17 protein-coding genes and 1 pseudogene are annotated in these 21,776 nt (G+C 72.0%); 1 reads left to right on the top strand and 17 read right to left on the bottom strand.

Features of this window, described 5'->3' with window-relative positions:
- Positions 1-17: 17 nt before the first annotated feature.
- Complete coding sequence (gene hisD, locus IFT90_RS06905; protein WP_192041595.1) at positions 18-1,328, bottom strand: histidinol dehydrogenase; 1,311 nt, start codon at positions 1,326-1,328, stop codon at positions 18-20.
- Positions 1,329-1,429: 101 nt separating this feature from the next.
- Between hisD and IFT90_RS06900 the strand changes: the two are divergent.
- Positions 1,430-1,910 (top strand): annotated as a pseudogene (locus IFT90_RS06900) (flavin reductase family protein); the annotation flags it as partial.
- A gap of 50 nt (positions 1,911-1,960) precedes the next feature.
- Here the strand turns inward: IFT90_RS06900 and dnaE are convergent.
- The 16 genes from dnaE to IFT90_RS06820 form a co-directional block, all read right to left on the bottom strand.
- Positions 1,961-5,476 (bottom strand): DNA polymerase III subunit alpha, encoded by a 3,516-nt coding sequence (dnaE, locus tag IFT90_RS06895; protein ID WP_192041594.1) that lies wholly within the window; start codon positions 5,474-5,476, stop codon positions 1,961-1,963.
- 84 nt (positions 5,477-5,560) lie between these two features.
- Positions 5,561-6,484, bottom strand: a complete 924-nt coding sequence (locus tag IFT90_RS06890) for an RluA family pseudouridine synthase (protein ID WP_123545587.1) — start codon at positions 6,482-6,484, stop codon at positions 5,561-5,563.
- On the bottom strand, positions 6,481-7,116 hold the full coding sequence (lspA, locus tag IFT90_RS06885) for a signal peptidase II (protein ID WP_197980377.1): 636 nt from the start codon (positions 7,114-7,116) through the stop codon (positions 6,481-6,483). The genes IFT90_RS06890 and lspA overlap by 4 nt, the downstream gene beginning before the upstream one ends.
- 4 nt (positions 7,117-7,120) lie before the next feature.
- On the bottom strand, positions 7,121-7,954 hold the full coding sequence (locus IFT90_RS06880; protein WP_192041593.1) for a DivIVA domain-containing protein: 834 nt from the start codon (positions 7,952-7,954) through the stop codon (positions 7,121-7,123).
- A gap of 159 nt (positions 7,955-8,113) precedes the next feature.
- Positions 8,114-8,410 (bottom strand): YggT family protein, encoded by a 297-nt coding sequence (locus IFT90_RS06875; protein ID WP_123545583.1) that lies wholly within the window; start codon positions 8,408-8,410, stop codon positions 8,114-8,116.
- A gap of 74 nt (positions 8,411-8,484) precedes the next feature.
- Positions 8,485-9,039, bottom strand: coding sequence for a cell division protein SepF (locus tag IFT90_RS06870; RefSeq protein ID WP_192041592.1), 555 nt, complete (start codon positions 9,037-9,039; stop codon positions 8,485-8,487).
- Between the two features lie 37 nt (positions 9,040-9,076).
- Positions 9,077-9,775, bottom strand: a complete 699-nt coding sequence (locus IFT90_RS06865) for a YggS family pyridoxal phosphate-dependent enzyme (protein WP_192041591.1) — start codon at positions 9,773-9,775, stop codon at positions 9,077-9,079.
- A 3-nt stretch (positions 9,776-9,778) separates the two neighbouring features.
- Positions 9,779-10,945, bottom strand: a complete 1,167-nt coding sequence (gene ftsZ / locus IFT90_RS06860; protein WP_123545577.1) for a cell division protein FtsZ — start codon at positions 10,943-10,945, stop codon at positions 9,779-9,781.
- A gap of 140 nt (positions 10,946-11,085) precedes the next feature.
- The gene (locus IFT90_RS06855; RefSeq protein ID WP_371812165.1) at positions 11,086-12,240 is read right to left on the bottom strand and encodes an FtsQ-type POTRA domain-containing protein; all 1,155 of its coding nucleotides are present in this window, start codon (positions 12,238-12,240) and stop codon (positions 11,086-11,088) included.
- Between the two features lie 37 nt (positions 12,241-12,277).
- Complete coding sequence (gene murC / locus IFT90_RS06850) at positions 12,278-13,708, bottom strand: UDP-N-acetylmuramate--L-alanine ligase (protein WP_192041590.1); 1,431 nt, start codon at positions 13,706-13,708, stop codon at positions 12,278-12,280.
- A complete protein-coding gene (locus IFT90_RS06845) occupies positions 13,705-14,904 on the bottom strand; it encodes a glycosyltransferase (RefSeq protein WP_192041589.1) in 1,200 nt (399 codons plus the stop codon). Before IFT90_RS06845 ends, murC begins: the two co-directional genes overlap by 4 nt.
- Positions 14,901-16,190 carry a putative lipid II flippase FtsW gene (gene ftsW, locus IFT90_RS06840; RefSeq protein WP_192041588.1) on the bottom strand — a complete coding sequence of 430 codons (1,290 nt, stop codon included), beginning with the start codon at positions 16,188-16,190 and terminating at the stop codon, positions 14,901-14,903. The genes IFT90_RS06845 and ftsW overlap by 4 nt, the downstream gene beginning before the upstream one ends.
- Complete coding sequence (murD, locus tag IFT90_RS06835; RefSeq protein WP_192041587.1) at positions 16,147-17,715, bottom strand: UDP-N-acetylmuramoyl-L-alanine--D-glutamate ligase; 1,569 nt, start codon at positions 17,713-17,715, stop codon at positions 16,147-16,149. Before murD ends, ftsW begins: the two co-directional genes overlap by 44 nt.
- A complete protein-coding gene (gene mraY / locus IFT90_RS06830) occupies positions 17,712-18,815 on the bottom strand; it encodes a phospho-N-acetylmuramoyl-pentapeptide-transferase (protein WP_192041586.1) in 1,104 nt (367 codons plus the stop codon). Before mraY ends, murD begins: the two co-directional genes overlap by 4 nt.
- On the bottom strand, positions 18,812-20,221 hold the full coding sequence (murF, locus tag IFT90_RS06825; RefSeq protein WP_192042278.1) for a UDP-N-acetylmuramoyl-tripeptide--D-alanyl-D-alanine ligase: 1,410 nt from the start codon (positions 20,219-20,221) through the stop codon (positions 18,812-18,814). Before murF ends, mraY begins: the two co-directional genes overlap by 4 nt.
- A complete protein-coding gene (locus tag IFT90_RS06820) occupies positions 20,218-21,768 on the bottom strand; it encodes a Mur ligase family protein (RefSeq protein WP_192041585.1) in 1,551 nt (516 codons plus the stop codon). Before IFT90_RS06820 ends, murF begins: the two co-directional genes overlap by 4 nt.
- Between the last annotated feature and the right edge of the window lie 8 nt (positions 21,769-21,776).

The raw sequence follows: 21,776 nt of genomic DNA, 5'->3' as shown, positions 1-21,776 counted from the left end.
GCCGTCGGGACGACGGGTCAGGGCTTGTGGAGACGCGCCGCGACGGCCTCGCCGTGGGCGGGCAGCAGCTCCGCGCGCGACAAGGCGACCAACCTGTCGGCGACCTCGGCCAGGGCGTCGTGCTCGTAGCGCACGATCTGCTGCGGCCGGAGGAACGTGTACGCGCCGAGTCCCGACGAGAACCGCGACTGGCCGCCCGTGGGCAGGACGTGGTTCGAGCCGGCGAGGTAGTCGCCCAGGCTCACGGGGGTGCTCGGGCCCACGAAGACCGCACCGGCGCTCGTGATGCCCGCGAGCACCCCCTCGTCGTCGCGCGTCTGGATCTCGAGGTGCTCGGGCCCGTAGGCGTTGCTGAAGTCGACGGCGGCCGCCAGGTCGTCGACGAGCACGAGGGCCGACTGGCGGCCGTCGAGGGCGGTCTGCACGCGGGTCGCGCTCAGCGTCCGCGGGACGAGCCGCACGAGCTCGTCGCGGACTCGGTCGGCGAGCTCCGCCGAGGTGGTCACGAGGACGGCGGCGGCCTCCTCGTCGTGCTCGGCCTGGCTGATCAGGTCGACGGCGACGAGCGTCGGGTCGGCCGAGTCGTCGGCGATGACGAGGATCTCGGTGGCGCCCGCCACGGCGTCGATGCCGACGCGTCCGCGGACGAGCTGCTTCGCGGCGGCCACGTAGTTGTTGCCGGGGCCGGTGATGACCTGGACCGGCTCGAGCCCGATCTCGGGCACTCCGTAGGCGAGGGCCGCGATGGCGCCCGCCCCGCCCATGACGTAGACCTCGTCGATGCCGAGGAGCCCCGCCGCGCCGAGGATGACGGGGTGGACGGCACCGCCGAAGTCGCGCTGCCCGGGTGAGACGAGCGCGACCGAGCCGACCCCGGCGACGAGGGCCGGCACGACGTTCATGACGACGCTCGACGGGTAGACGGCCTTGCCGCCGGGGACGTACACGCCCGCCCGGGCGACCGGCTGCCAGCGCTGCTCGATGAGCGCCCCGGGGGCCGGGACGGTCACGGAGCCCGCGGGCACCTGGGCCCTGCTGGCCTCGGTGACGCGGGCGATCGACTCGACCAGCGCCTCCTTCACCAAGGGGTCGAGCTCGTCGACGGCTCGGGCGATGGCCGCCGCCTCGACGCGGAACACGTCGGTGCGGACGCCGTCGAAGCGCTCCGCCTGGTCGCGCAGGGCGTCCGCGCCGCGCTCGCGCACGGCCTGGACGATCTGGGCGGCGGCGCCGGAGGCGGCGGCGACGTCGACGTGCGACCGGGGCACGAGGCCCAGCAGGTCGGCGTGGGTAGGCTTGAGGCCCCGGAGGTCTGTGGTCTGGATCATGGCCCGTCGAGCCTAGCCCGAGCGGGCTCCGCGCGAGCCGTCACGGCGTGCACGCGCCCGCCACTCCCCCGGCAGCAGAGCACAGGAGGCGCCCACCCGTCATGCCCGACACCACCGCACCAGCAGCCGCGGCTGCACCGCCCGACCCCGCCGACCTCGCCGCGTTCAAGGCCGGCTTCCGCCGCCACGCCGCGGGCGTCGCCATCGTCACCGCCCGGGACTCGGACGGCCGACCCGTCGGCTTCACCGCGACCTCGCTGGCCTCGCTCGCCGCCGTCCCGCCGCTCGCCACCTTCAACATGGCGCGCACCGCCAGCTCGTGGCGGGCGATCGAGGAGACCGAACACGTGGTGATCCACCTGCTCGGCCTCCGCAACCAGGGCCTCGCGCGCCGCATGGCCGGCCCGGCCGCCGAGCGGTTCGAGGGCGACCACTGGAGCGAGGGGCCGCACGGTCTCCCCCTGCTGCACGACGTCACCGCCTGGATGACCGGCCGCATCGTCGAGCGGGTGCACGTGCACGGCAACGCCGTCGTCGTCGTGCAGGTCGAGGACGGCGGCACGGGAGCCGACGACGACGCGTNGCGGACTCGAGTCCGCGGGGCCCTCGTGCGTCACCGGGACGCTCGGACGTCAGACGAGGCAGCCGGGCCCGAGGAGGCTCTTCAGCTCGCCGTACAGGTCGGCGGTCACGTCGACCGGCATCGGGATCTCGAACGACCGGGCGACGTCGCCCTTGACGAGCCGGAGCCGCACCTCGGTGCCGCCGGTGTGTCGCCCGAGCACCGCCGCGAGCTCCGTGACGGTGTCGGTCGTGGCGCGGTGCTCGGGGATCTGCAGCACCAACGGGCCCTGTGACGCACCGACGCCGAGGTCGGGCATGAACATGCTCGCGGCGTGCATGTTCATGCCGTCGTCGCGGACGCTGACGCGACCCTTCAGCACGATGATCGAGTCGCCGACGAGCGACGGCCCGAACTCCTGGTACGTCTTGCCCAGGAACATCGCCGAGATCTCGCCGCCGAAGTCCTCGACCGTGACGATGCCGTACGGGTTGCCCGAGTTGCGGGCGACCCGGTGCTGGACGCTCGTGATGAGGCCGGCGATCGTCACCGTCTCGCCGTCGATCGCGGTCGGCTCGCTCGACAGGATGTCGGTCACCGTCGTGCTCGCGTGCTTCGCGAGCGGCAGCTCGAGCCCGGCCAGCGGGTGGTCGCTGACGTAGAGGCCCAGCATGTCGCGCTCGAACGCCAGCTTGTCCCGCTTCGACCACTCGGGTCGCTCGGGCACGTGCTGGACGTCCTGTGGCTCGTCCCAGAGGGAGTCGAAGTCGAAGCCGACCTGGCCGTTTGCCTCGGCACGCTTCTCGTTGACGGCGGCCTCGACCGCGGACTCGTGGATCTCGACCAGGGCACGGCGGGTCGAGCCCAGGCTGTCGAACGCCCCGGCCTTCACCAGCGACTCGACCGTGCGCTTGTTGGCGACGGGGAGCGGGACCTTGCGGAGGAAGTCGTGGAAGGAGGCGAAGGCCCCCTCTTTCTGGCGGGCGGCGATCACGTGGTCGACGACGTTGAACCCCACGTTCCGGACCGCGCCCATGCCGAAGCGGATGTCGTCGCCGACGGCCGCGAAGAAGCCGATCGACTCGTTCACGTCCGGCGGGAGGACCGTGATGCCCATGCGCCGGCACTCGTTGAGGTAGAGCCCGAGCTTGTCTCGCGAGTCGCCGGTGCTCGTGAGCAACGCGGCCATGTACTCGGCCGGGTAGTGGGCCTTGAGGTAGGCGGTCCAGTAGGACACGACGCCGTAGGCGGCGGAGTGCGCCTTGTTGAACGCGTAGTCGGAGAAGGGCAGCAGGATGTCCCAGAGCATCTTGACGGCGTCCGGTGAGAAGCCGTTGTCGAACATGCCCTGCTCGAAGCCCGCGTACTGCTTGTCGAGCTCGGACTTCTTCTTCTTGCCCATCGCACGACGGAGGATGTCGGCCTGGCCGAGCGAGAACCCGGCGACCTTCTGCGCGATCGCCATCACCTGCTCCTGGTAGATGATCAGGCCGTAGCTCGTCGACAGGATCTCCTTCAGGGGCTCCTCGAGCTCGGGGTGGATCGGCGTGATCTCCTGGATGCCGTTCTTCCGCAACGCGTAGTTCGTGTGGGAGTTCGCGCCCATGGGCCCGGGGCGGTACAGCGCGATGACGGCCGAGATGTCCTCGAAGTTGTCGGGCTTCATCAGCCGCAGGAGCCCCCGCATGGGCCCGCCGTCGAGCTGGAAGACGCCGAGCGTGTCACCGCGGCCGAGCAGCTCGTAGGCCGCCCGGTCGTCGAGCTCGAGGTCTTCGAGGACGAGGTCGAATCCTCGGTTGGTGCGGATGTTGTCGAGGGCGTCGTTGATGATCGTCAGGTTGCGGAGACCCAGGAAGTCCATCTTGATCAGCCCGAGCGACTCGCAGGCGGGGTAGTCGAACTGCGTGACGATCTGGCCGTCCTGCTCGCGCTTCATGATCGGGATGATGTCGATCAGGGGGTCGCTCGACATGATGACGCCGGCCGCGTGCACGCCCCACTGGCGCTTGAGGCCCTCCAGGCCGAGGGCCGTGTCGAAGACCGTCCTCGCCTCGGGATCGGTCTCGACGACCGTCCGGATGTCGCCCGCCTCCTTGTAGCGCTCGTGGGCCTTGTCGAAGATGCCCGTGAGCGGGATGTCCTTGCCCATGACCGCGGGCGGCATGGCCTTCGTGAGCTTCTCGCCCATCCCGAAGGGGAAGCCGAGCACACGGCTGCTGTCCTTCAGGGCCTGCTTGGCCTTGATGGTGCCGTAGGTGACGATCTGGGCGACGCGCTCGTCGCCGTACTTCTCGGTCACGTACTGGATGACCTCGCCGCGGCGCCGGTCGTCGAAGTCGACGTCGAAGTCGGGCATCGAGACGCGGTCGGGGTTGAGGAAGCGCTCGAAGATGAGGCCGTGGCGGAGCGGGTCGAGGTCGGTGATGCGCATCGCGTAGGCGGCCATCGACCCGGCGCCCGAGCCGCGTCCCGGACCGACGCGGATCCCGTTCTCCTTCGACCAGTTGATGAAGTCGGCGACGACGAGGAAGTAGCCGGGGAAGCCCATGCCGGTGATGACGCCGATCTCGTACTCGGCCTGCTTGCGGACGTCGGAGGGGATGCCGTCCGGGTACCGGTAGACCAGGCCCTTCTCCACCTCCTTGATGAACCAGGTCTCCTCCGTCTCGCCCTCGGGCACGGGGTAGCGCGGCATGTAGTTGGCCGAGGTGTTGAACTGGACGTCGCAGCGCTCGGCGATGAGCAGGGTGTTGTCGCAGGCCTCGGGGTGGTCGCGGAAGAGGTGCCGCATCTGCTGGGCGGACTTCAGGTAGAACTCGTCGGCGTCGAACTTGAACCGGTTCGGGTCGTTGAGGGTCGAGCCCGACTGGACGCAGAGCAACGCCGCGTGGCTCGTGGCGTCGTGCTCGTGCGTGTAGTGCAGGTCGTTGGTGGCGACGAGGGGCAGCCCCAGGTCTTTCGCGAGGCGGAGGAGGTCGCCCATGATCTGGCGCTCGATGCCGAGGCCGTGGTCCATGATCTCGGCGAAGTAGTTCTCGGCGCCGAAGATGTCGCGGAAGTCCGCCGCGGCCTTGACCGCCTCGTCGTACTGGCCGAGTCGGAGGCGCGTCTGCACCTCGCCGGACGGGCAGCCCGTCGTGGCGATGAGGCCGTCGGAGTACTGCGACAGCAGCTCGCGGTCCATGCGCGGCTTGAAGTAGTAGCCCTCGAGGGACGCGCGCGACGACAGCCGGAAGAGGTTGTGCATGCCCGCCGTGCTCTGCGAGAGCAGCGTCATGTGCGTGTACGCACCGGCGCCGGAGACGTCGTCACGGCCGCCGTCGCCCCAGCGGATGCGGGTCTTGTCGCCCCGGTGCGTGCCCGGCGTGATGTAGGCCTCGGTGCCGATGATGGGCTTGACCCCGGCCTCGGTCGCCGTCTTCCAGAAGTCGTAGGCGCCGAACACGTTGCCGTGGTCGGTGACCGCGACGGCGGGCATGCCCTGGGCGGCGGCCTCCGCGATCAGCGGCTTGACCCGGGCCGCACCGTCGAGCATCGAGTACTCGCTGTGGACGTGCAGGTGGACGAAGGAATCTTTCGAGGCCACGCGGCTCCTCGTCTGTGGTTCGACGGTTCTGTGGTGGATCTGCGGTTCTGTGGTGGTGCGCCGGTTCAGCGGCAGGTGGACAGCCTAAGCCGCACGGAGGACATCGAGCGCGTGCTGCAGGTCGTCCGGGTACGTCGACCGGTAGACGACCGGCTCGCCCGTCCCCGGGTGGCGGAAGCCGAGCTGGACGGCGTGCAGCCACTGCCGGCCGAGGCCGAGGGCAGCGGACAAGGTCGGGTCCGCTCCGTAGGTCGCGTCGCCCACGCAGGGGTGGCGCTGGGCGGCCATGTGGACGCGGATCTGGTGCGTGCGACCGGTCTCGAGGTGGATCTCGAGCAGCGAGGCCGAGCGGAACGCCTCGACGGTCTCGTAGTGCGTCACCGAGGGCTTGCCGTCCACGACCACGGCGAACTTCCAGTCCGACGACGGGTGACGACCGATCGGGGCGTCGATCGTGCCGGTGAGCGGGTCGGGGTGGCCCTGCACGACCGCGTTGTAGATCTTCTCGACCGTCCGCTCGCGGAAGGCGTCCTTGAGCTGTGCGTAGGCACGCTCGGACTTCGCCACGACCATGAGGCCGCTGGTGCCGACGTCGAGGCGGTGCACGATGCCCGCGCGCTCGGCCGCCCCCGACGTGGCGACCTGGAACCCGGCCGCCGCGAGGCCGCCGAGCACCGTGGGCCCGGTCCAGCCGACCGAGGGGTGGGCGGCGACGCCGACGGGCTTGTCGACGACGACGATCTCGTCGTCGTCGTGCACGATGCCCAGGCCGGGGACGTCGAGCGGCACGACGGTAGGGGCCTCGCGCGGCGCCCAGGTGACCTCGAGCCAGGCGCCGGCCTCGAGTCGGTCGGACTTGCCCACGGGGCGACCGTCGACGGCCACGCCCCCGGAGGTCGCCACCTCGGCGGCGAAGGTGCGGCTGAAGCCGAGCAGCTTGGCCAGCGCGGCGTCGACCCGCTCGCCGGCGAGTCCGTCGGGCACGGGCAGCTGGCGGGACTCGGTCACGGGTGCTCCGTCGGTCGGGCCGCAGGATGCGCGGCGTCGGCGTCCGTCACGGACCCCGCCGCGGTCGTCTCGTCGGCGGCCTGGTCGCTCGCCGCGTCACGCGCCGCGCTCGCCTTCGTGGTCCGGGTGCCGTCGAGGTTGACGCCCAGCAGGGTCAGCAGCAGGAGGAGCCCCATGCTCGACACGATGAAGATGTCGGCCACGTTGAAGATCGCCGGCAGCAGCGAGGGGAAGTAGAGGAAGTCCACGACGTGACCCTGCCCGAAGGAGGGCTCACGGGTGAGACGGTCGGTCAGGTTGCCGAGCGTGCCGCCCAGGAGCATGCCCAGCATGACCGCCCACGCCCGGGACCGGATGCGCCGGGCGAAGACGACGATGGCGACCACGACGGCCGAGGCGGCGATCGAGAAGATCCAGGTCGTGCCGCTGGCCAGGGAGAAGGCCGCACCGGGGTTCCGCACGAAGTGCAGCTGGAAGAACTCGCCCACGACGTCGACGCTCTCGCCCTCGACCAGGCGGGTGGTCACGAGGTGCTTCGACACCTGGTCGAGCACGTAGGCCGTGACAGCGACGAAGGCCAGCGCCGCGATGATGCGGACGCTGACCTTCGTCGGAGGAGTGCTCTGCGTCAAGACCTTAGTTGGAGCCGAAGCCCTGGGCGCTGGCGGGAGCGAAGCCGCTCGCGGGCTGCTGCTCGCCGGACTCGGCCTCGAGGTCGCGGAGCTGGCCCTCGATGTAGCCCTTGAGCTTCTGGCGGTAGTCGCGCTCGAACGTGCGCAGGTCGTCGATGCGACGCTCCAGGCCGGTGCGCTCGGTCGCGAGCTGCTCGAGCACCTCGCGGCGCTTGGTCTCGGCCTCGGCCACGACCTCGCGGGAGCGGGCCTCGGCCTCGGTGACGACGTCGCGCTGCTTGGCCTCGGCCTCGGCCACGAGACGAGCCGACGTCGACTGCCCCTCGGCGATCAGGGCATCGCGCTTCTCGACGCCCTCGCGGACGTGCTCCTCGTGCAGGCGACGAGCGAGCTGCAGGAGGCTGTTGGTGCTCTCCGTGTCGTCCTGGCTGGGCCCGGCGTAGGCCGGGACCGGGGCGACCGCCGCGGCGGCGACCGGCTCGGGTGCTGCCTCGGGCTCGGGCGCGTCCTCGACGGGAGCCGGGACCGACGCGGGCGCCGGCTCGGAGACCGGGGCGGGCTCGGACTCGGGCGCCGGGGCGGAGGCCGGGGCCTGCACCGAGGCGGGGGCCTGGGCCGATGCCGGGGCGCTGGCGGCGACCGGGGCGGGGACGGCGGAGCCGCCCGCCGACTCGGCGGACGACAGCCGCTGACGCAGCTCGTCGTTCTCCTGGCCGAGTCGTCGCAGCTCTGCGACGACCTCGTCGAGGAAGTCGTCGACCTCGTCCTGGTCGTAGCCCTCGCGGAACTTCGTCGGCTGGAACCGCTTGTTGACTACGTCTTCAGGCGTCAAAGCCATTGCCGTCACCTCGTGCATCTGTGGGATCACGTGATCGTGATCGTGGTCTGTGTCGTTCGACTACACCGTAGCGAACACTGGCCCCGGAGGGCAGCGGGGGCGCGGTTGCCCTCGCAGCAGCCTACCCTCTCGCCGTGCGGAGAGAGGCCAGGCCGGGCGTCATGCGAAGCGGAGCCCGCTGGCGACGCCCATGAGGATGACGACGGCGAGCATGATGATGCTCCACCCGAAGTCGAGGGCCACCGACCCCAGCCGCACGGGCGGGAGGACGCGCCGGATGGCCTTGATGGGCGGGTCGGTGACCGTGTACGCGATCTCGGCCAGCACCAGGACGGGGCCCCTAGGACGCCACCCCCGGCTGAAGGACTGCGCCAGGTCGAGGACGAAGCGCCCCCACATCAACAGGAAGAACAGGAGGAGCGCGTAGTACGCGATCGAGGCGATCAGGAACGTCATCGGGGTGTCATCAGCTCACACTGGTCGGCGTGGTCGAGCCACGGAGAGGAGTCGGGGCGTCGGGACGCCGCGGCTCAGGACTGCGCGAAGAAGGACGCCTCGATGTCGGACTCTACCTCGGCCTGCTCGCCGCTCACCGCGATGTGGGCCGGGGACAGGAGGAAGACCTTGTTCGTGACGCGCTCGATCTTGCCGAAGAGGCCCTGCGACAGGCCGCTGGCGAAGTCGACGAGGCGACGGGCATCGGCCTCCGTCATCTGCGACAGGTTGATGATGACGGGGATGCCGTCCCGGAAGCTCTCGGCGATCGCCTGGGCGTCCTTGTACTCGCGGGGGTGGACGGTGAGGATCTCGTTCATGTCGTGGGGCACCGTGTTCTTCGAGGTGGAGGAGGTCGAGCTGCGACGCAGGGGCGTCACGGGGGCGCGTGTCGCGGCGGGGGCAGGTGCCGGCGCGGGGACGGGGGCGACCGGGGAAGCGTGTGCCGCCGCGGAGGACTGACGAGCGGCCGGCTGAGCGGCCTGGGCAGGCTGCTGGCGCTGTTCCTGCCGCTGCTCCTGCTCGTCGTACTCGAGTTCTTCGTCGGCGAGGCCCAGGTAGACCATCGTCTTTCGCAGGGGGTTGGCCATGGGGTGTCCTCCGGGTCGTGGGGCGTTGTGTCCGAGGTTAACGAGCTTCGGGCCTCGAACCCGTGATTGCGGTGCCGATGCGGAGGTGTGTCGCTCCCTCGGCGATCGCGTCGGCGAAGTCGTGCGACATGCCGGCGGAGATCGCGTCGGCGCCGGGAGCCGTCCGACGGACCTCCTCGGAGACCTGGCGGAGGCGCGCGAACGCCGGCCGCGCCGGCTCGCCCAGCGGCGCCACGGCCATCACTCCCCTGAGGCGGACGCCGGGCAGGTGCAGCAGCCGCTCGACCAGGCGCTCGACCTCGGACGCGGGGATGCCGCCCCGCCCCTCCTGGCCGTCGAGGGACACCTGCACGAAGCCGTCGACGACGTGGCCGTCGTCGACCCCGAGGGCGTCCACGACGCTGTCCCGGTCGAGCGAGTGCACGGCCGAGACGTAGCGCCGCGCCTGCCGTGCCTTCTTCGACTGGAGCTGGCCCACGAAGTGCCACCGGAGGCCCTCGAGGTCGGCGGTGTCGGCCGACTTGGCCTGCGCCTCCTGGTGTCGGTTCTCCGCGACGTCGCGCACGCCCAGGGCGTGCAGCTCACGGACCAGCGACGCCGGGTGGAACTTCGTGACGACGATGGTCGTCACCTCGTCGGCCTGACGACCGGCGGCCCTGGCCGCGTCGTCGACGCCGGAGGCGACCCGGGCGAGACGCTCGCCGAGGTCGCCTCCGAGATCGAGACCGTCCGTCACGCGCTACTTGAGGAAGTCGGGCACGTCGAGGTCGTCGTCGCCGCCGTCGAAGGCAGGGTCGACGGCCTGCGTGGCCGCGTGGTCGTCGGGCCGGCGCCACGACGGGGTGTCGTGCGACGCACCGCTGTCGGCGATGGCCGAGACGCCCGGCGTCGACGCCGCGGCCGGGGCCGCGTCGGACTCGACGAAGCTCGAGCGCCGGTCCTTCGTCTTGGCCGTGGGCTCGCCGCCGTCGAAGCCGGCGGCGATGACGGTCACCCGCACCTCGTCGCCGAGAGTGTCGTCGATCACCGCACCGAAGATGATGTTGGCCTCGGAGTGGACGGCCTCCTGCACCAGGCGCGCGGCGTCGTTGATCTCGAAGATGCCGAGGTTCGAGCCGCCCTGGATGGAGAGGAGGACGCCGTGGGCGCCGTCGATGCTCGCCTCGAGCAGCGGCGACGCGACGGCGAGCTCGGCGGCCTTGATGGCCCGGTCTGCGCCTCGCGACGAGCCGATCCCCATCAGGGCCGAGCCCGCGCCCTGCATGACCGACTTGACGTCGGCGAAGTCGAGGTTGATGAGGCCGGGGGTCGTGATCAGGTCGGTGATGCCCTGGACGCCGGCGAGGAGCACCTGGTCGGCGGTGCCGAACGCCTCGACCATCGAGATGCCGCGCTCGGAGATCTCGAGGAGGCGGTCGTTGGGGACCACGATGAGGGTGTCGACCTCGTCCTTGAGCTGGGCCACGCCGGCCTCGGCCTGGGCCTGGCGGCGCTTGCCCTCGAAGCCGAAGGGCTTCGTGACGACGCCGATGGTCAGCGCGCCGATCGACTTCGCGATGCGGGCCACCACCGGCGCCCCGCCCGTGCCCGTGCCGCCGCCCTCGCCTGCGGTGACGAAGACCATGTCGGCGCCGGCCAGCGCCTCCTCGATCTCCTCCGCGTGGTCCTCGGCGGCGCGCCGGCCGACCTCGGGGTCGGCTCCGGCGCCGAGGCCGCGCGTCAGCTCACGGCCGACGTCGAGCTTGACGTCGGCGTCGCTGAGGAGAAGTGCCTGGGCGTCGGTGTTGATGGCGATGAACTCGACTCCGCGGAGACCGAGCTCGATCATGCGGTTGACGGCGTTGACGCCACCGCCGCCGACACCGACGACCTTGATCACGGCTAGGTAGTTATGGTTCGTTGTCACGTCCGGGCCTCCGCTGAAACCTTAACTCGGAAGTTGAAGGTTAAGGTTGTACATGGTATGTAAGTGCTGCAGTCACAAGTTAGGTGCCGCCGCGAGACGCACGGTCCAGCCGGGCAGGCGTGTCGCGAACGAACGGCGTGTCACCGGGTCCGGATGATGCCGTTGTCCGGTGCGGACACGTCGAACTCGACGGACGCGGCCGGGTCCCGCCTCGCCTGGTCGGCGACGAGCCCCGAGAGCACCTGCGCCTTCTCGGCCGAGTGGTCGGCGCTGCCCCAGACGACGCGCTCGCCCGTGGTGAGCGACAACGTGACGTCGTCGGCGGTCGAGGCGGTCGCGGAGTCCACGGTCGCCCGGAGCGCCTGAGGCAGCGCGAGCAGGACCTCGGCGGTCGACCGGAAGGCCGTGTCTTCCAACGAGGCGCCGCCCACGTCGACGAGCGGGACGCCCTCCTGGCGAGCGTCGAGGTGCTGCACGACGATGCCGGCGGGGTCGACGAGGTCGAAGCCGTCGCCGGAGGGCACCGTCGCGATCGGCTGACGCTCGGTCACCCGGATCACGAGGGTGTGCGGCGGAGCCGTCTCGGTGACGTAGGTCGCGATGAGGGGGAACTGCTCGAGCTCGGTCGTGATCCGCGAGAAGTCGATCCGCGCGAGGGGGGTGCCGAGCTGGCCCGAGACGGCGGCCTGCACCGACGCGGCGTCGACACGGTCCGTCCCCTCGACCTCGATCTGCTCGAGCGAGAGGAGCGGCGAGAAGACGGCGATCCCCACGGAGGCCGCGAGCGAGAGGGCGACGGCCGCGGCGGTCACCCACGCGGCTCGGCGGTGGCGTGACCGCCTCGTGAACCGCCGGACCTCGGTCCGCTCCGTGCGCCGCCGCTCCCCCGACGCACGCCGTGCGGCACGGCGCGCCTCGGCGGCACGCCGACGAGCCTCGTCCGCACCCCCCTCGGGCTCGATGCGCGCGGTCACGGTGCGCGGCGCCTCCTCGGCGTCCGACGCGGACACGGCCCCCTCGGGCTGACCGGTCGACGACGCTCCCCGACGGGACACGACGCCCGACAGGCCCGAGGCGAGGCGGGAGGCGACGCCGGACACGGTGCCCGATCCCGTCCGCAGGGCCACCGGTCCCGTGGACGTGTCGTCCGGGGCCTCGGCTGCTCCGTCGGGCTCGGACCGAGCTCGACGAGGCCGTGCCGCGGACAGCCGGTCGCGCAGGGACGACGGATGTGCCGCCTCCTCGGACGCGCCGTCGGAGCCCTCGGACGGGTCGAAGCCCTCGGGCCGCCTCACGGGCGCCGCCCGCCGGCCGACGCGGGTCGACGCGTGGTCACTCTCCGGACTCCTCCGCGGTCGACGCGTCCGGCGCCGACGCGGCGTCGAGCGAGCCGAGCAGCTGGGGGACGATGCGGTAGACGTCGCCGCAGCCGAGGGTGATCACGAAGTCGCCGTCGCGGGCGACGGCCGCCGTGCGGTCGGCGGCGGCCTGCCAGTCCGCGACGAAGTCGACGCGCGACGCGTCGGCGAAGCGCTCGGACACGAGAGCGCCGGTGACCCCGGGCTCCGGGTCCTCGCGGGCACCGTAGACGTCGAGCACGATCGTGTGGTCGGCGAGGCGCTCGTAGGTCTCGGCGAACTCCCCCGCCATCATCCGGGTCCGGCTGTAGAGGTGGGGCTGGTGCACCGCGATGAGGCGTCCGTCGCCGACGACGGACCGGGCGGCCTGCAGGGCGGCCGCGACCTCCGTGGGGTGGTGGGCGTAGTCGTCGTAGACGCTCACGCCGCGGACCGTGCCGTGCAGCTCGAACCGGCGCTCCGTCCCGCCGAAGGTCTCGAGGCCGGCGATCGCCGCCTCGGGCTCCACGCCGAGGCCGACGAGCACGGCGAAGGCCCCCGCGGCGTTGACGGCGTTGTGGTGCCCGGGCACGCGGAGCTGGACGGGCCAGCTCGAGCCGTCGTGGCGCAGGGTGAACGACACGGGGCCCGAGGACGCGACGTCGGTCAGGCGGACGTCCGCGGACTCGTCCTCTCCGAAGGTCACCACGTGCGGGTGCGTGAGCGACTCCGTGACCCGACGCGCGCCGGCGTCGTCGGACGACACCACGACGAGCTCGCGGGCCGCGGAGGCGAACTCGACGAAGGCGGCGTCGAAGGCCTCGTGCGAGCCGTAGTGGTCGAGGTGGTCGGCGTCGACGTTCGTGATGAGCGCGACCGACGTGTCGTAGAGCAGGAACGAGCCGTCCGACTCGTCCGCCTCGACGACGAACAGGTCGTCGGAGCCGCCCTGCGCGCTCACGCCGAGCGACTGGATGACGCCGCCGTTGACGAAGCTCGGGTCGTGGCCCGCCGCGAGCAGCGCGGTGACGAGCATGCCGGTCGAGGTCGTCTTGCCGTGGGCGCCGGCGACCGAGACGAGGCGGTGCTGCCCGATCAGCCAGGCCAGCGCCTGCGACCGGTGCAGCACGGGGAGGCCCCGCTCGAGGGCGAGCTGGTACTCGGGGTTGTCCTGCCAGAGGGCGCCCGTGACGACGAGCGTGTCGGCGTCCCCGACGTTCGCCGCGTCGTGGCCGATGGCGATCTCGGCGCCGAGCTCGCGGAGGGCGGCCACCCCGGCCGTCTCGCGGATGTCGGAGCCGGAGACGGTGTGGCCCGCAGCGAGGAAGACGCGCGCGATGCCGCTCATCCCGGAGCCGCCGATGCCGACGAAGTGGACTCGGCCGAGCTCGGCCGGGATCTGCTGCTGGAGGTCGGGCTTGATCATGGGCGCTCGGGGCTCGCCTTCTCGGTCTGGGCGTCGGTGCGGTCGGTGCGGCGGTCGCTGGCGGGCCGGGACGAGGCATGCCGCTGCGTGCGGGGCGGCGCGTCGCGGTCGGCACGGGCGGGCGCCTCGCGGACGGCCTCCCGGACCAGCTCGACCGTGCGGTCGGTCCCGTCGAGCACGCCGACGGTGCCGGCCCGGACGGCCATCTCGGCGATGGCAGCGCGGTCCTGCAGGAGGCCCACGAGCGTGGAGCGCACCCAGTCGGGCGTGAAGTCGGCGTCCGCGACGAGCAGCGCTCCGCCGGCGGCCACGACGTCGGTGGCGTTGTGCCGCTGCTCGCCGTTGCCGACGGGGTAGGGCACGAGCACGGAGGGCAGGCCGAGGGCCGTCAGCTCGCTGACCGTCGCCGAGCCGGCGCGGGAGACGACGAGGTCGGCTGCCGAGAGCGCCAGGTCCATCCGGTCGCAGTAGGGCAGGAGGTGGTGGTCGGCCAGGTCGGTCGAGCGCAGCTCGGACTTCTGTCCCGTCACGTGCAGGATCTGCCAGCCGGCGCCGAGCACGCTCGTCGCGGACCGGGCGATGGTCTCGTTCAGGCGGCGCGCGCCCGACGAGCCGCCGGTGACCAGCAACGTCGGCTTGCGGGGGTCGAGGCCGAACTCGACCAGCGCCTCCTGCCGGCTCTCGCGGCGGTCGAGCTGCTCGATCTCGCGGCGGAGGGGCATGCCGACCTGACGGCCGTGCCGGAGCCGAGTCGACCGGTGGACCACGCCGACGTGCCGGGTGAACCACGAGCCGAGCACGTTCGCGATGCCGGGCTTGGCGTTCGCCTCGTGGACCACGAGCGGGACGTGCGAGCGCCAGGCCGCGACGTAGGCGGGCGCCGACGCGTAGCCGCCGAAGCCGACGACGACGTCGACGTCGTGCCGGGCGAGCAGCTCGCGAACGCCGGCGACGGCGCCGCGGAGCGCTGCGGGGAAGCGGAGCGCGGCGCGGGAGGGGCGGCGCGGGAACGGCAGGCGGGGCACGGTGAGGAGCTCGTAGCCGCGCAGCGGGACGAGCCGGGCCTCGAGGCCCTCGGCCGTGCCGAGGACCAGGACGGTCGCGTCGGGCTCGGTGTCGCGGATCCGGTCGGCCACCGCGAGAAGGGGGTTCACGTGCCCGGCGGTGCCGCCGCCGGCGAGGAGGTACGTCGTCACCGGAGAGACCCTACCCGCTGGCGCGGGACGCCTCGGCCGGCCAGGGGCTCCTCCGGCTGACGGGCGAACGAGAGCACCACGCCGATCGCCACGAGGGTCACGATGAGCGCCGAGCCACCTGCGGAGATCAGCGGCAGCGGCACCCCGAGCACCGGGAGGAGCCCGAGGACGACGGCGACGTTGATCAGCGCCTGACCGATGATCCAGGCGGTGACGGCACCGGTGACGACCCGGACGAACGGGTCGTTCGTGCGTCGGATGATCTTGACGAAGCCGACCGCGAGCACGACGAAGAGCGCCAGCACGACGATGGCGCCGATGAGCCCCAGCTCCTCGCCGATGATCGCGAAGATGAAGTCGTTGTCGGCCTCGGGCAGCCAGGACCACTTCGACTTCGAGTTGCCGAGGCCGACCCCGAAGAGGCCGCCGGAGGCGAGCGCCCAGGTGCCGTGCAGCGTCTGCCAACAGGCGGCCTGGTAGTCGCTCGAGTCGGTGCAGCCCGACATCCACGCCGCGATGCGCTCGTTGCGCGAGGCCGAGCCGGACGCGATCAGCGGGATGGCCGCGGCCAGGAAGAGGACGGGGACCGCGAGGTACCGGAGGCGGACGCCCGCGAACCAGACGGCCGCGAAGACGAGGAGGAGCATCACCATCGTGGTGCCCAGGTCGCCGCCCAGCACGACGAGGCCCACGGCGACGCCGACGACGGGCACCAGCGGGATGGCGAGGTGCTTCCAGTCGTCGAGCAGGTCGCGCTTGACGCTGAGGATCATGCCCAGCCAGATCGCCAGGGCGAGCTTCACCGCCTCGGAGGGCTGCGCGGTGAAGGACCCGAGGTCGATCCAGTTGCGGTTGCCGCCGATCTCGTAGCCGAGGGGGGTGAACACCAGCAGCTGGAGCACGACCGTGACGAGCAGGATCTGCCAGGCCCAGCGCTTCCAGAACGAGACGGGCACGCGGGAGGCGATCAGCATCAGCGGGACCCCGATGGCCGCGTAGACGCCCTGCCGCACGAACGCGCCGAAGAAGGACGTGTGCCGCGAGGCGATGTACTGCTCCACGGACGACGACGACAGGACCATCACGAGGCCCAGCACGACCATGAACAGCGTCGTGCCGAGGATCAGGAAGAACGAGCCGGTCTCGGCGGCGAAGAGCTTCTTGACGGCCACCACGGCCGCGGCCTGCCTGCCGTCGTGCGGCGTGGCACGGGTGCCGTCGTCGTCCCGCGGGCGGGTCGACTCAGTCGGCCGGCGACGCGGGAGGCTGGTGGGCTTCGTGGCCATCAGCGTCACCTCCCAGGTGGTGTGCGACCGCGGCGGCGAATGCCCTGCCGCGCGCGGTGTAGTCGGTGAACTGGTCGAAGGACGCCGCCGCGGGGGCGAGGAGGACGGTGTCGCCCGGCCTCGCCGCGGCCGCCGCCAGGCGGACCGCCGTCGGCATCACCCGCTCAGTGTCGGTCTCGTCGACCTCGAAGACGGGCAGCTCGGGGGCGTGTCGCCGGAAGGCCTCACGCAGCCCCTCCCGGTCGACGCCGATCAGCACGGCGGCGGCGAGCCCCTCGGCCGCGTCGCGGACGAGGGGCTCGGGGTCGACGCCCTTGAACGTGCCGCCCACGATCCACACGACGGAGGGGAACGAGCCGAGGGACGCGTGTGCCGCGTGGGGGTTCGTGGCCTTCGAGTCGTCGACCCAGAGGACGCCGTCCGACTCGGCCACCACCTCCGTGCGGTGGTGGTCGACCCGGAACGCGAGGAGGGCCTCACGGACCGCGGCCGGTTCGACGTCGACGGCCCGGACCAGCGCGGCGGCGGCCAGCACGTCCTCGACCAGGTGGTCGGCGGCGAGGCCGGCCGTCTCGAGCTCGGCCGTCGTCGCCAGCTCGAGGGCACGGTGGCGCCGCTCGGCGAGGAAGGCCCGGTCGACGAGCACGCCGCCGTCCTCGGCGCTCACGACCCCGAAGTCGCTCGGGCCGGGCGCGGAGAGCCCGAAGCCGACGGCACGGCAGCCCTCGGCCACGTCGGCCTGCTCGACCATGTGGACGGTGGCCGCGTCGGCCTTGTTGTACACGCACGCGGTGACGGTGTTCTCGTACACGCGGGCCTTGGCGTCGCGGTAGGCCTCGACCGAGCCGTGCCACTCGAGGTGGTCGGACTGCAGGTTGAGGCAGACGGACGCCCGGGGCCGGAGGGCGCCGGGGCCCTCGACGGGCAGCCAGTGCAGCTGGTGGCTGGAGAGCTCGACCACGAGCACGTCCAGCCCCTCGGGATCGCGGACGGCGTCGAGGACCGGCACGCCGATGTTGCCGACGGCCGCGGCACGCCGGCCGCCGGCCAGGGCCATGGCCGTCGCGAGCTGGGTCGTCGTCGTCTTGCCGTTCGTGCCGGTGACGAGCAGCCACTCGGCGACCGTCGCCGTCTTGTCGCGGAGGCGCCAGGCCAGCTCGACGTCTCCCCAGACGGCGGCCGTCGACTCGACCGCGCGCACGGCGAAGGGGTGGTGGGGCGCGAAGCCCGGCGACAGGACGACGAGCTCGGGATCGAACTCGACGACGCTCGGCGGGAGGTCGGCCATGGCGGGGTCGAGGACGAGCTCGGCGCCGATCAGGCCCAGCAGCTCGGCCCGGTCGTCGTCGACGCTCGGGGCGAGCACGACGACCCGGGCGCCCAGCTCGGTCAGGGTGTCGGCGACGGAGAACCCCGTGACGCCGAGGCCGAGGACCAGCACGCGGAGGCCCGACCAGTCGGCGTGCCAGCTCGTGAGGCCGTCGAGCCGCGCCGCGAGGACGGGGTCGGAGGCGGAGTGCGTCATGAGGTGCGCGAGATCCACTCGAGGTAGAACACGCCCACGCCCGCGGCCACGAAGAGCCCCGCGATGATCCAGAACCGGACGACGACCGTCACCTCGGCCCAGCCCTTGAGCTCGAAGTGGTGGTGCAGCGGGCTCATCAGGAAGATCCGCTTGCCGTGCGTGATCTTGAAGTACGCCCGTTGCAGGATGACCGAGCCGGTGACGACGATGAACAGGCCGCCGATGAGGACGAGGAGCAGCTCGGTCCGGCTGAGGATCGCGAGTGCCGCGAGTGCGCCGCCGAGGCCGAGCGAACCGGTGTCGCCGAGGAAGATCTGGGCCGGCGACGTGTTCCACCACAGGAAACCGATCAGGCCGCCGCAAATGGCCGCGGCCACCACGGCGAGGTCGAGGGGGTTGGCGACCGTGTAGCAGGCCGCCCTGGTCGACTCGTCGAGCCGCGTGCTGAAGCAGGACTGGTTGAACTGCCAGAAGCCGATGAAGATGTAGGAGGCGATGGCCAGGATCGACGCCCCGGTCGCGAGGCCGTCCAGCCCGTCGGCCACGTTCACGCCGTTCGACGTGCTGACCGTGATGAGGACGACCCAGATCAGGAACAGCCCGCCGCCGACGATCGTGCCGAAGAACATGAAGTCGAGCCACGAGATGTCTCGCACGCCGCTGATCATGGTCGAGGCGGGCGTGAGGCCGTTCTCGTTCGGGAACGACAGCGCCAGCACGGCGAACACCGCTCCGACCACGACCTGGCCCGCGATCTTCGCCCAGCCGCCGAGCCCGAGGCTGCGTTGGTTGCGCACCTTGAGGAAGTCGTCGAGGAACCCGACGGCGCCGAGGCCGACCATCATGAAGAGGACGAGCAGGCCGCTGTTGGTGATCCTGTCGGGACCGACGAGGTGGCCGACGAAGTAGCCGAGCACGGTGCCGATGATCAGGACGATGCCGCCCATGGTCGCGGTGCCCCGCTTGGTGTGGTGCGACTGCGGCCCGTCGTCGCGGATGAACTGCCCCCAACCGAGGCGGTGGAACAGCCGGATGAAGAGCGGCGTCATGAGCAGCGTAAAGACGAGCGACACGGCGCCCGCGATCAGGAGGGCGATCATGAGGTCACCCCCGCGAGGCGGTCGCCCAGGTGGCGCAGACCGGCCGACTTCGACGACTTCACGAGCACGACGTCGCCGTCGAGCAGGGTCCGACGGAGCAGGTCGTACGCCTCGTCGACGGTGTCGACGAGGACGGACTCGCCGTCCCACGAGCCCTCGAGGCCGGCGGCGACGTGGATGTGACGGGCCTCGTGGCCGACGACGACCAGCTGGCCGACGTTGAGCCGCACGACGAGGCGACCGACGCGGTCGTGCTCCTCGCGGGCGAGGTCGCCGAGCTCGGCCATCTCGCCCAGCACGGCGATCGAGCGACCGCCGGGGGGCACGATCTGGGCCAGCGTCTTGAGGGCCGCGGCGACCGAGTCGGGGCTCGCGTTGTACGCGTCGTTGACGACGGTGACGCCGTCGCCGCCGTCGAGCACCTCCATGCGCCAGCGCTCGGCGCGGGCGACTCCCTCGAGCACCGTGACGACGCGGTCGAGGTCGAGGCCCCACTCCCCCGCCACCGTGAGGGCGGCGAGGGCGTTCATGACGTGGTGCTCGCCGAGGATGCGCAGCTGCACGGGGCGCGAGACCCCGTCGTGCTCGAGCACGAAGGAGGTGCCCTCGCGGGTGACCTCGAGGTCGGACGCCTTGTAGGCGGCCGAGTCGGTGAGGCCGAAGCCGACGACGCGGGCGGCCGTGTCGGCCGCCATTCCGGCGACGCGGTCGTCGTCGACGTTGAGGACGGCGGTCGCCGTCGCGGGCAGGTCGGTCACCATCTCGGCCTTCGCCGCACGGGTGCCCTCGATGCCGCCGAAGCCGCCGGCGTGGGCGAGGCCCACCTTGAGCACGACGCCGGTGTCGGGTCGGGCGATCGCGACCAGGCGGGCGATCTCGCCCGGGCCGGAGGCGCCCATCTCGACGACGAGGAACTCGGTGTCGAGGTCGACGCGGAGCATCGAGATCGGCGCTCCGACGTGGTTGTTGAACGAGCCCTCGGGCGCGACGGTGGGGCCGACGTCGGACAGCACAGCCCGGAGCATGTTCTTGGTGCTGGTCTTGCCGTTCGACCCGGTGACGCCGACGACGCGCAGTCGTCCGCCCCGGCGGACGCGCTCGACGACCCCCGCGGCGAGGCGGGAGAGGGCCTCGACGCCGTCGTCGACGACGACGACCGGGACGGCCAGGTCGAGCGGACGCTCGGCGACGACGACCGCGGCGCCGGAGGCGACGGCCGAGTCGGCGAACAGGTGGCCGTCGGCCTCGTCGCCGCGCAGGGCGAAGAACACCGAGCCTGTGGTCACGAGCCGGGAGTCGGTCTCGACGGATCCGTCGACGACCTGGTCGGCGTCGGGACCGGCCTCGGGGAGGTGCAGGGCACCTCCGGCGATCTCGGCCAGCTCGGCCAGCGTGAGGGCGATCACTCGGACCACCCGGCCTCTCGCAGCGCGGCGCGCGCTTCGTCGCGGGCGGAGTACGGGGTCCGCTCGCCGCGGATGTCGCGGTAGTCCTGGTGGCCGGGGCCGGCCCAGAGGATGGAGTCGCCCTCGCCGGCCAGGCCGACGGCGGTGCGGATGGCCGCCTCGGGCGGGCTGACCTCGTGGATCTCGTGCTCGGGGTACGCCTCGCGGGCCGCGCCGACGAGGGTCGCGCGGATCTCGGCAGGGTCCTCGAAGCGGGGGTGGTGGTCGGTGACGACGAGGATGTCGGAGCCCTCGGCGGCCACGCGGGCCATGTCGCCGCGCTTGGTCTTGTCGCGGTCGCCGTCGGCGCCGAACAGCATGATGACCTTGCCGGGGGTGAAGCGGCGGACGGCCGCGAGGGTGGTGAGGAAGGCGTCGGGGCTGTGTCCGAAGTCGACGTAGACGCTCGGGCCGCGGTCGCCCGAGACGCGCTCGGTGCGGCCCGGCAGGTAGGCGACGATGCCGCCCTCGGCCTCGAGGGCCTGCGAGATCGCGCCGAGCTCGAAGCCGGCCTCGACCAGCATCACGATGGCCAGGGCGGCGTTCGCGACCATGTGCCACCCGATGAGCGGCACCCGGGTGACGAGCTCGCGGTTCTCCGGGCCGGTGAGCCGGAACTCGGTCCAGGCAGCCTGCTCGTCGAGGATCTCGACGCGCCAGTCGGCCTCGACGTCGGGGAGGATCGTGATCGTCGTCAGCGGCACCCGCGCGTTGTCGACGACGCGGTGCCCGTACGGCGAGTCGAGCGAGATGACCGCGCGCTTGGCCCGGTCGGGCTGGAACAGCGGCAGCTTCGCCTGGAAGTACTCCTCCATGTCGGCGTAGTCGTCGAGGTGGTCGTGGCTGAGGTTCGTGAACGCCGCGACGTCGAAGACCAGGCCGTCGACGCGGTTGCGGCTCAGCGCCTGCGCGCTGACCTCGACGGCCACCGCACGCACCTCGCTCTCGCGCATGCGGGCCAGCAGGGCGTGCATCTCGCTCGCCTCGGGCGTGGTCAGGCGGCTGACGACCGTGAGGTCGCCGATGTGGCGCTCGGCCGTGCTGCTGAGGCCGGTCACGAGCCCGAGCTGGCGGAGGACGCCCTCGAGCAGGTAGGAGGTGCTGGTCTTGCCGTTCGTGCCGGTGACGGCGAACAGGAGGGGCGAGTCGTCGCCGCCGGTGCGGTAGATCCACGCCGAGACGTCGCCGAGGGCCGCGCGGGGCGAGTCGACGAGCACCACGGGCAGCCCGCTCTCGCGGGCGATCTCGAGGCCCGCGGCGTCGGTGAGCAGCGCGACGGCGCCGCCCTCCCGTGCCTGCGCGGCGAACTCGGCACCGTGCCGGTGCTCGCCGGGGACGCCGACGTACAGGTCGCCGGGGTGGAGGTCCCCCGTGCTCAGCGTGACTCCGGTGACCTCGACGCCGTCGAGGGAACCCTCGTGCTCGAGACCGAACTCGCTGACCAGCTGGGCGAGTGACCTCGCCGACGGATGTTCCGGTCGAAGGACCGGGGGGATCCGGGCGCTCAATGAATCCT

Source organism: Frigoribacterium sp. CFBP 8766 (assembly GCF_014841435.1).
GTDB lineage: Bacteria > Actinomycetota > Actinomycetes > Actinomycetales > Microbacteriaceae > Frigoribacterium.
This window is presented reverse-complemented; position numbering and strand designations above follow the sequence as displayed.

Coding starts and splice junctions, on each gene's coding strand:
- murD (WP_192041587.1), bottom strand. CDS start 17,715: ATGACGCACTCCGCCTCCGACCCCGTCCTCGCGGCGCGGCTCGACGGC.
- murC (WP_192041590.1), bottom strand. CDS start 13,708: ATGATCAAGCCCGACCTCCAGCAGCAGATCCCGGCCGAGCTCGGCCGA.
- IFT90_RS06870 (WP_192041592.1), bottom strand. CDS start 9,039: ATGGCCAACCCCCTGCGAAAGACGATGGTCTACCTGGGCCTCGCCGAC.
- hisD (WP_192041595.1), bottom strand. CDS start 1,328: ATGATCCAGACCACAGACCTCCGGGGCCTCAAGCCTACCCACGCCGAC.
- mraY (WP_192041586.1), bottom strand. CDS start 18,815: ATGATCGCCCTCCTGATCGCGGGCGCCGTGTCGCTCGTCTTTACGCTG.
- ftsW (WP_192041588.1), bottom strand. CDS start 16,190: ATGGCCACGAAGCCCACCAGCCTCCCGCGTCGCCGGCCGACTGAGTCG.
- IFT90_RS06875 (WP_123545583.1), bottom strand. CDS start 8,410: ATGACGTTCCTGATCGCCTCGATCGCGTACTACGCGCTCCTCCTGTTC.
- IFT90_RS06880 (WP_192041593.1), bottom strand. CDS start 7,954: ATGGCTTTGACGCCTGAAGACGTAGTCAACAAGCGGTTCCAGCCGACG.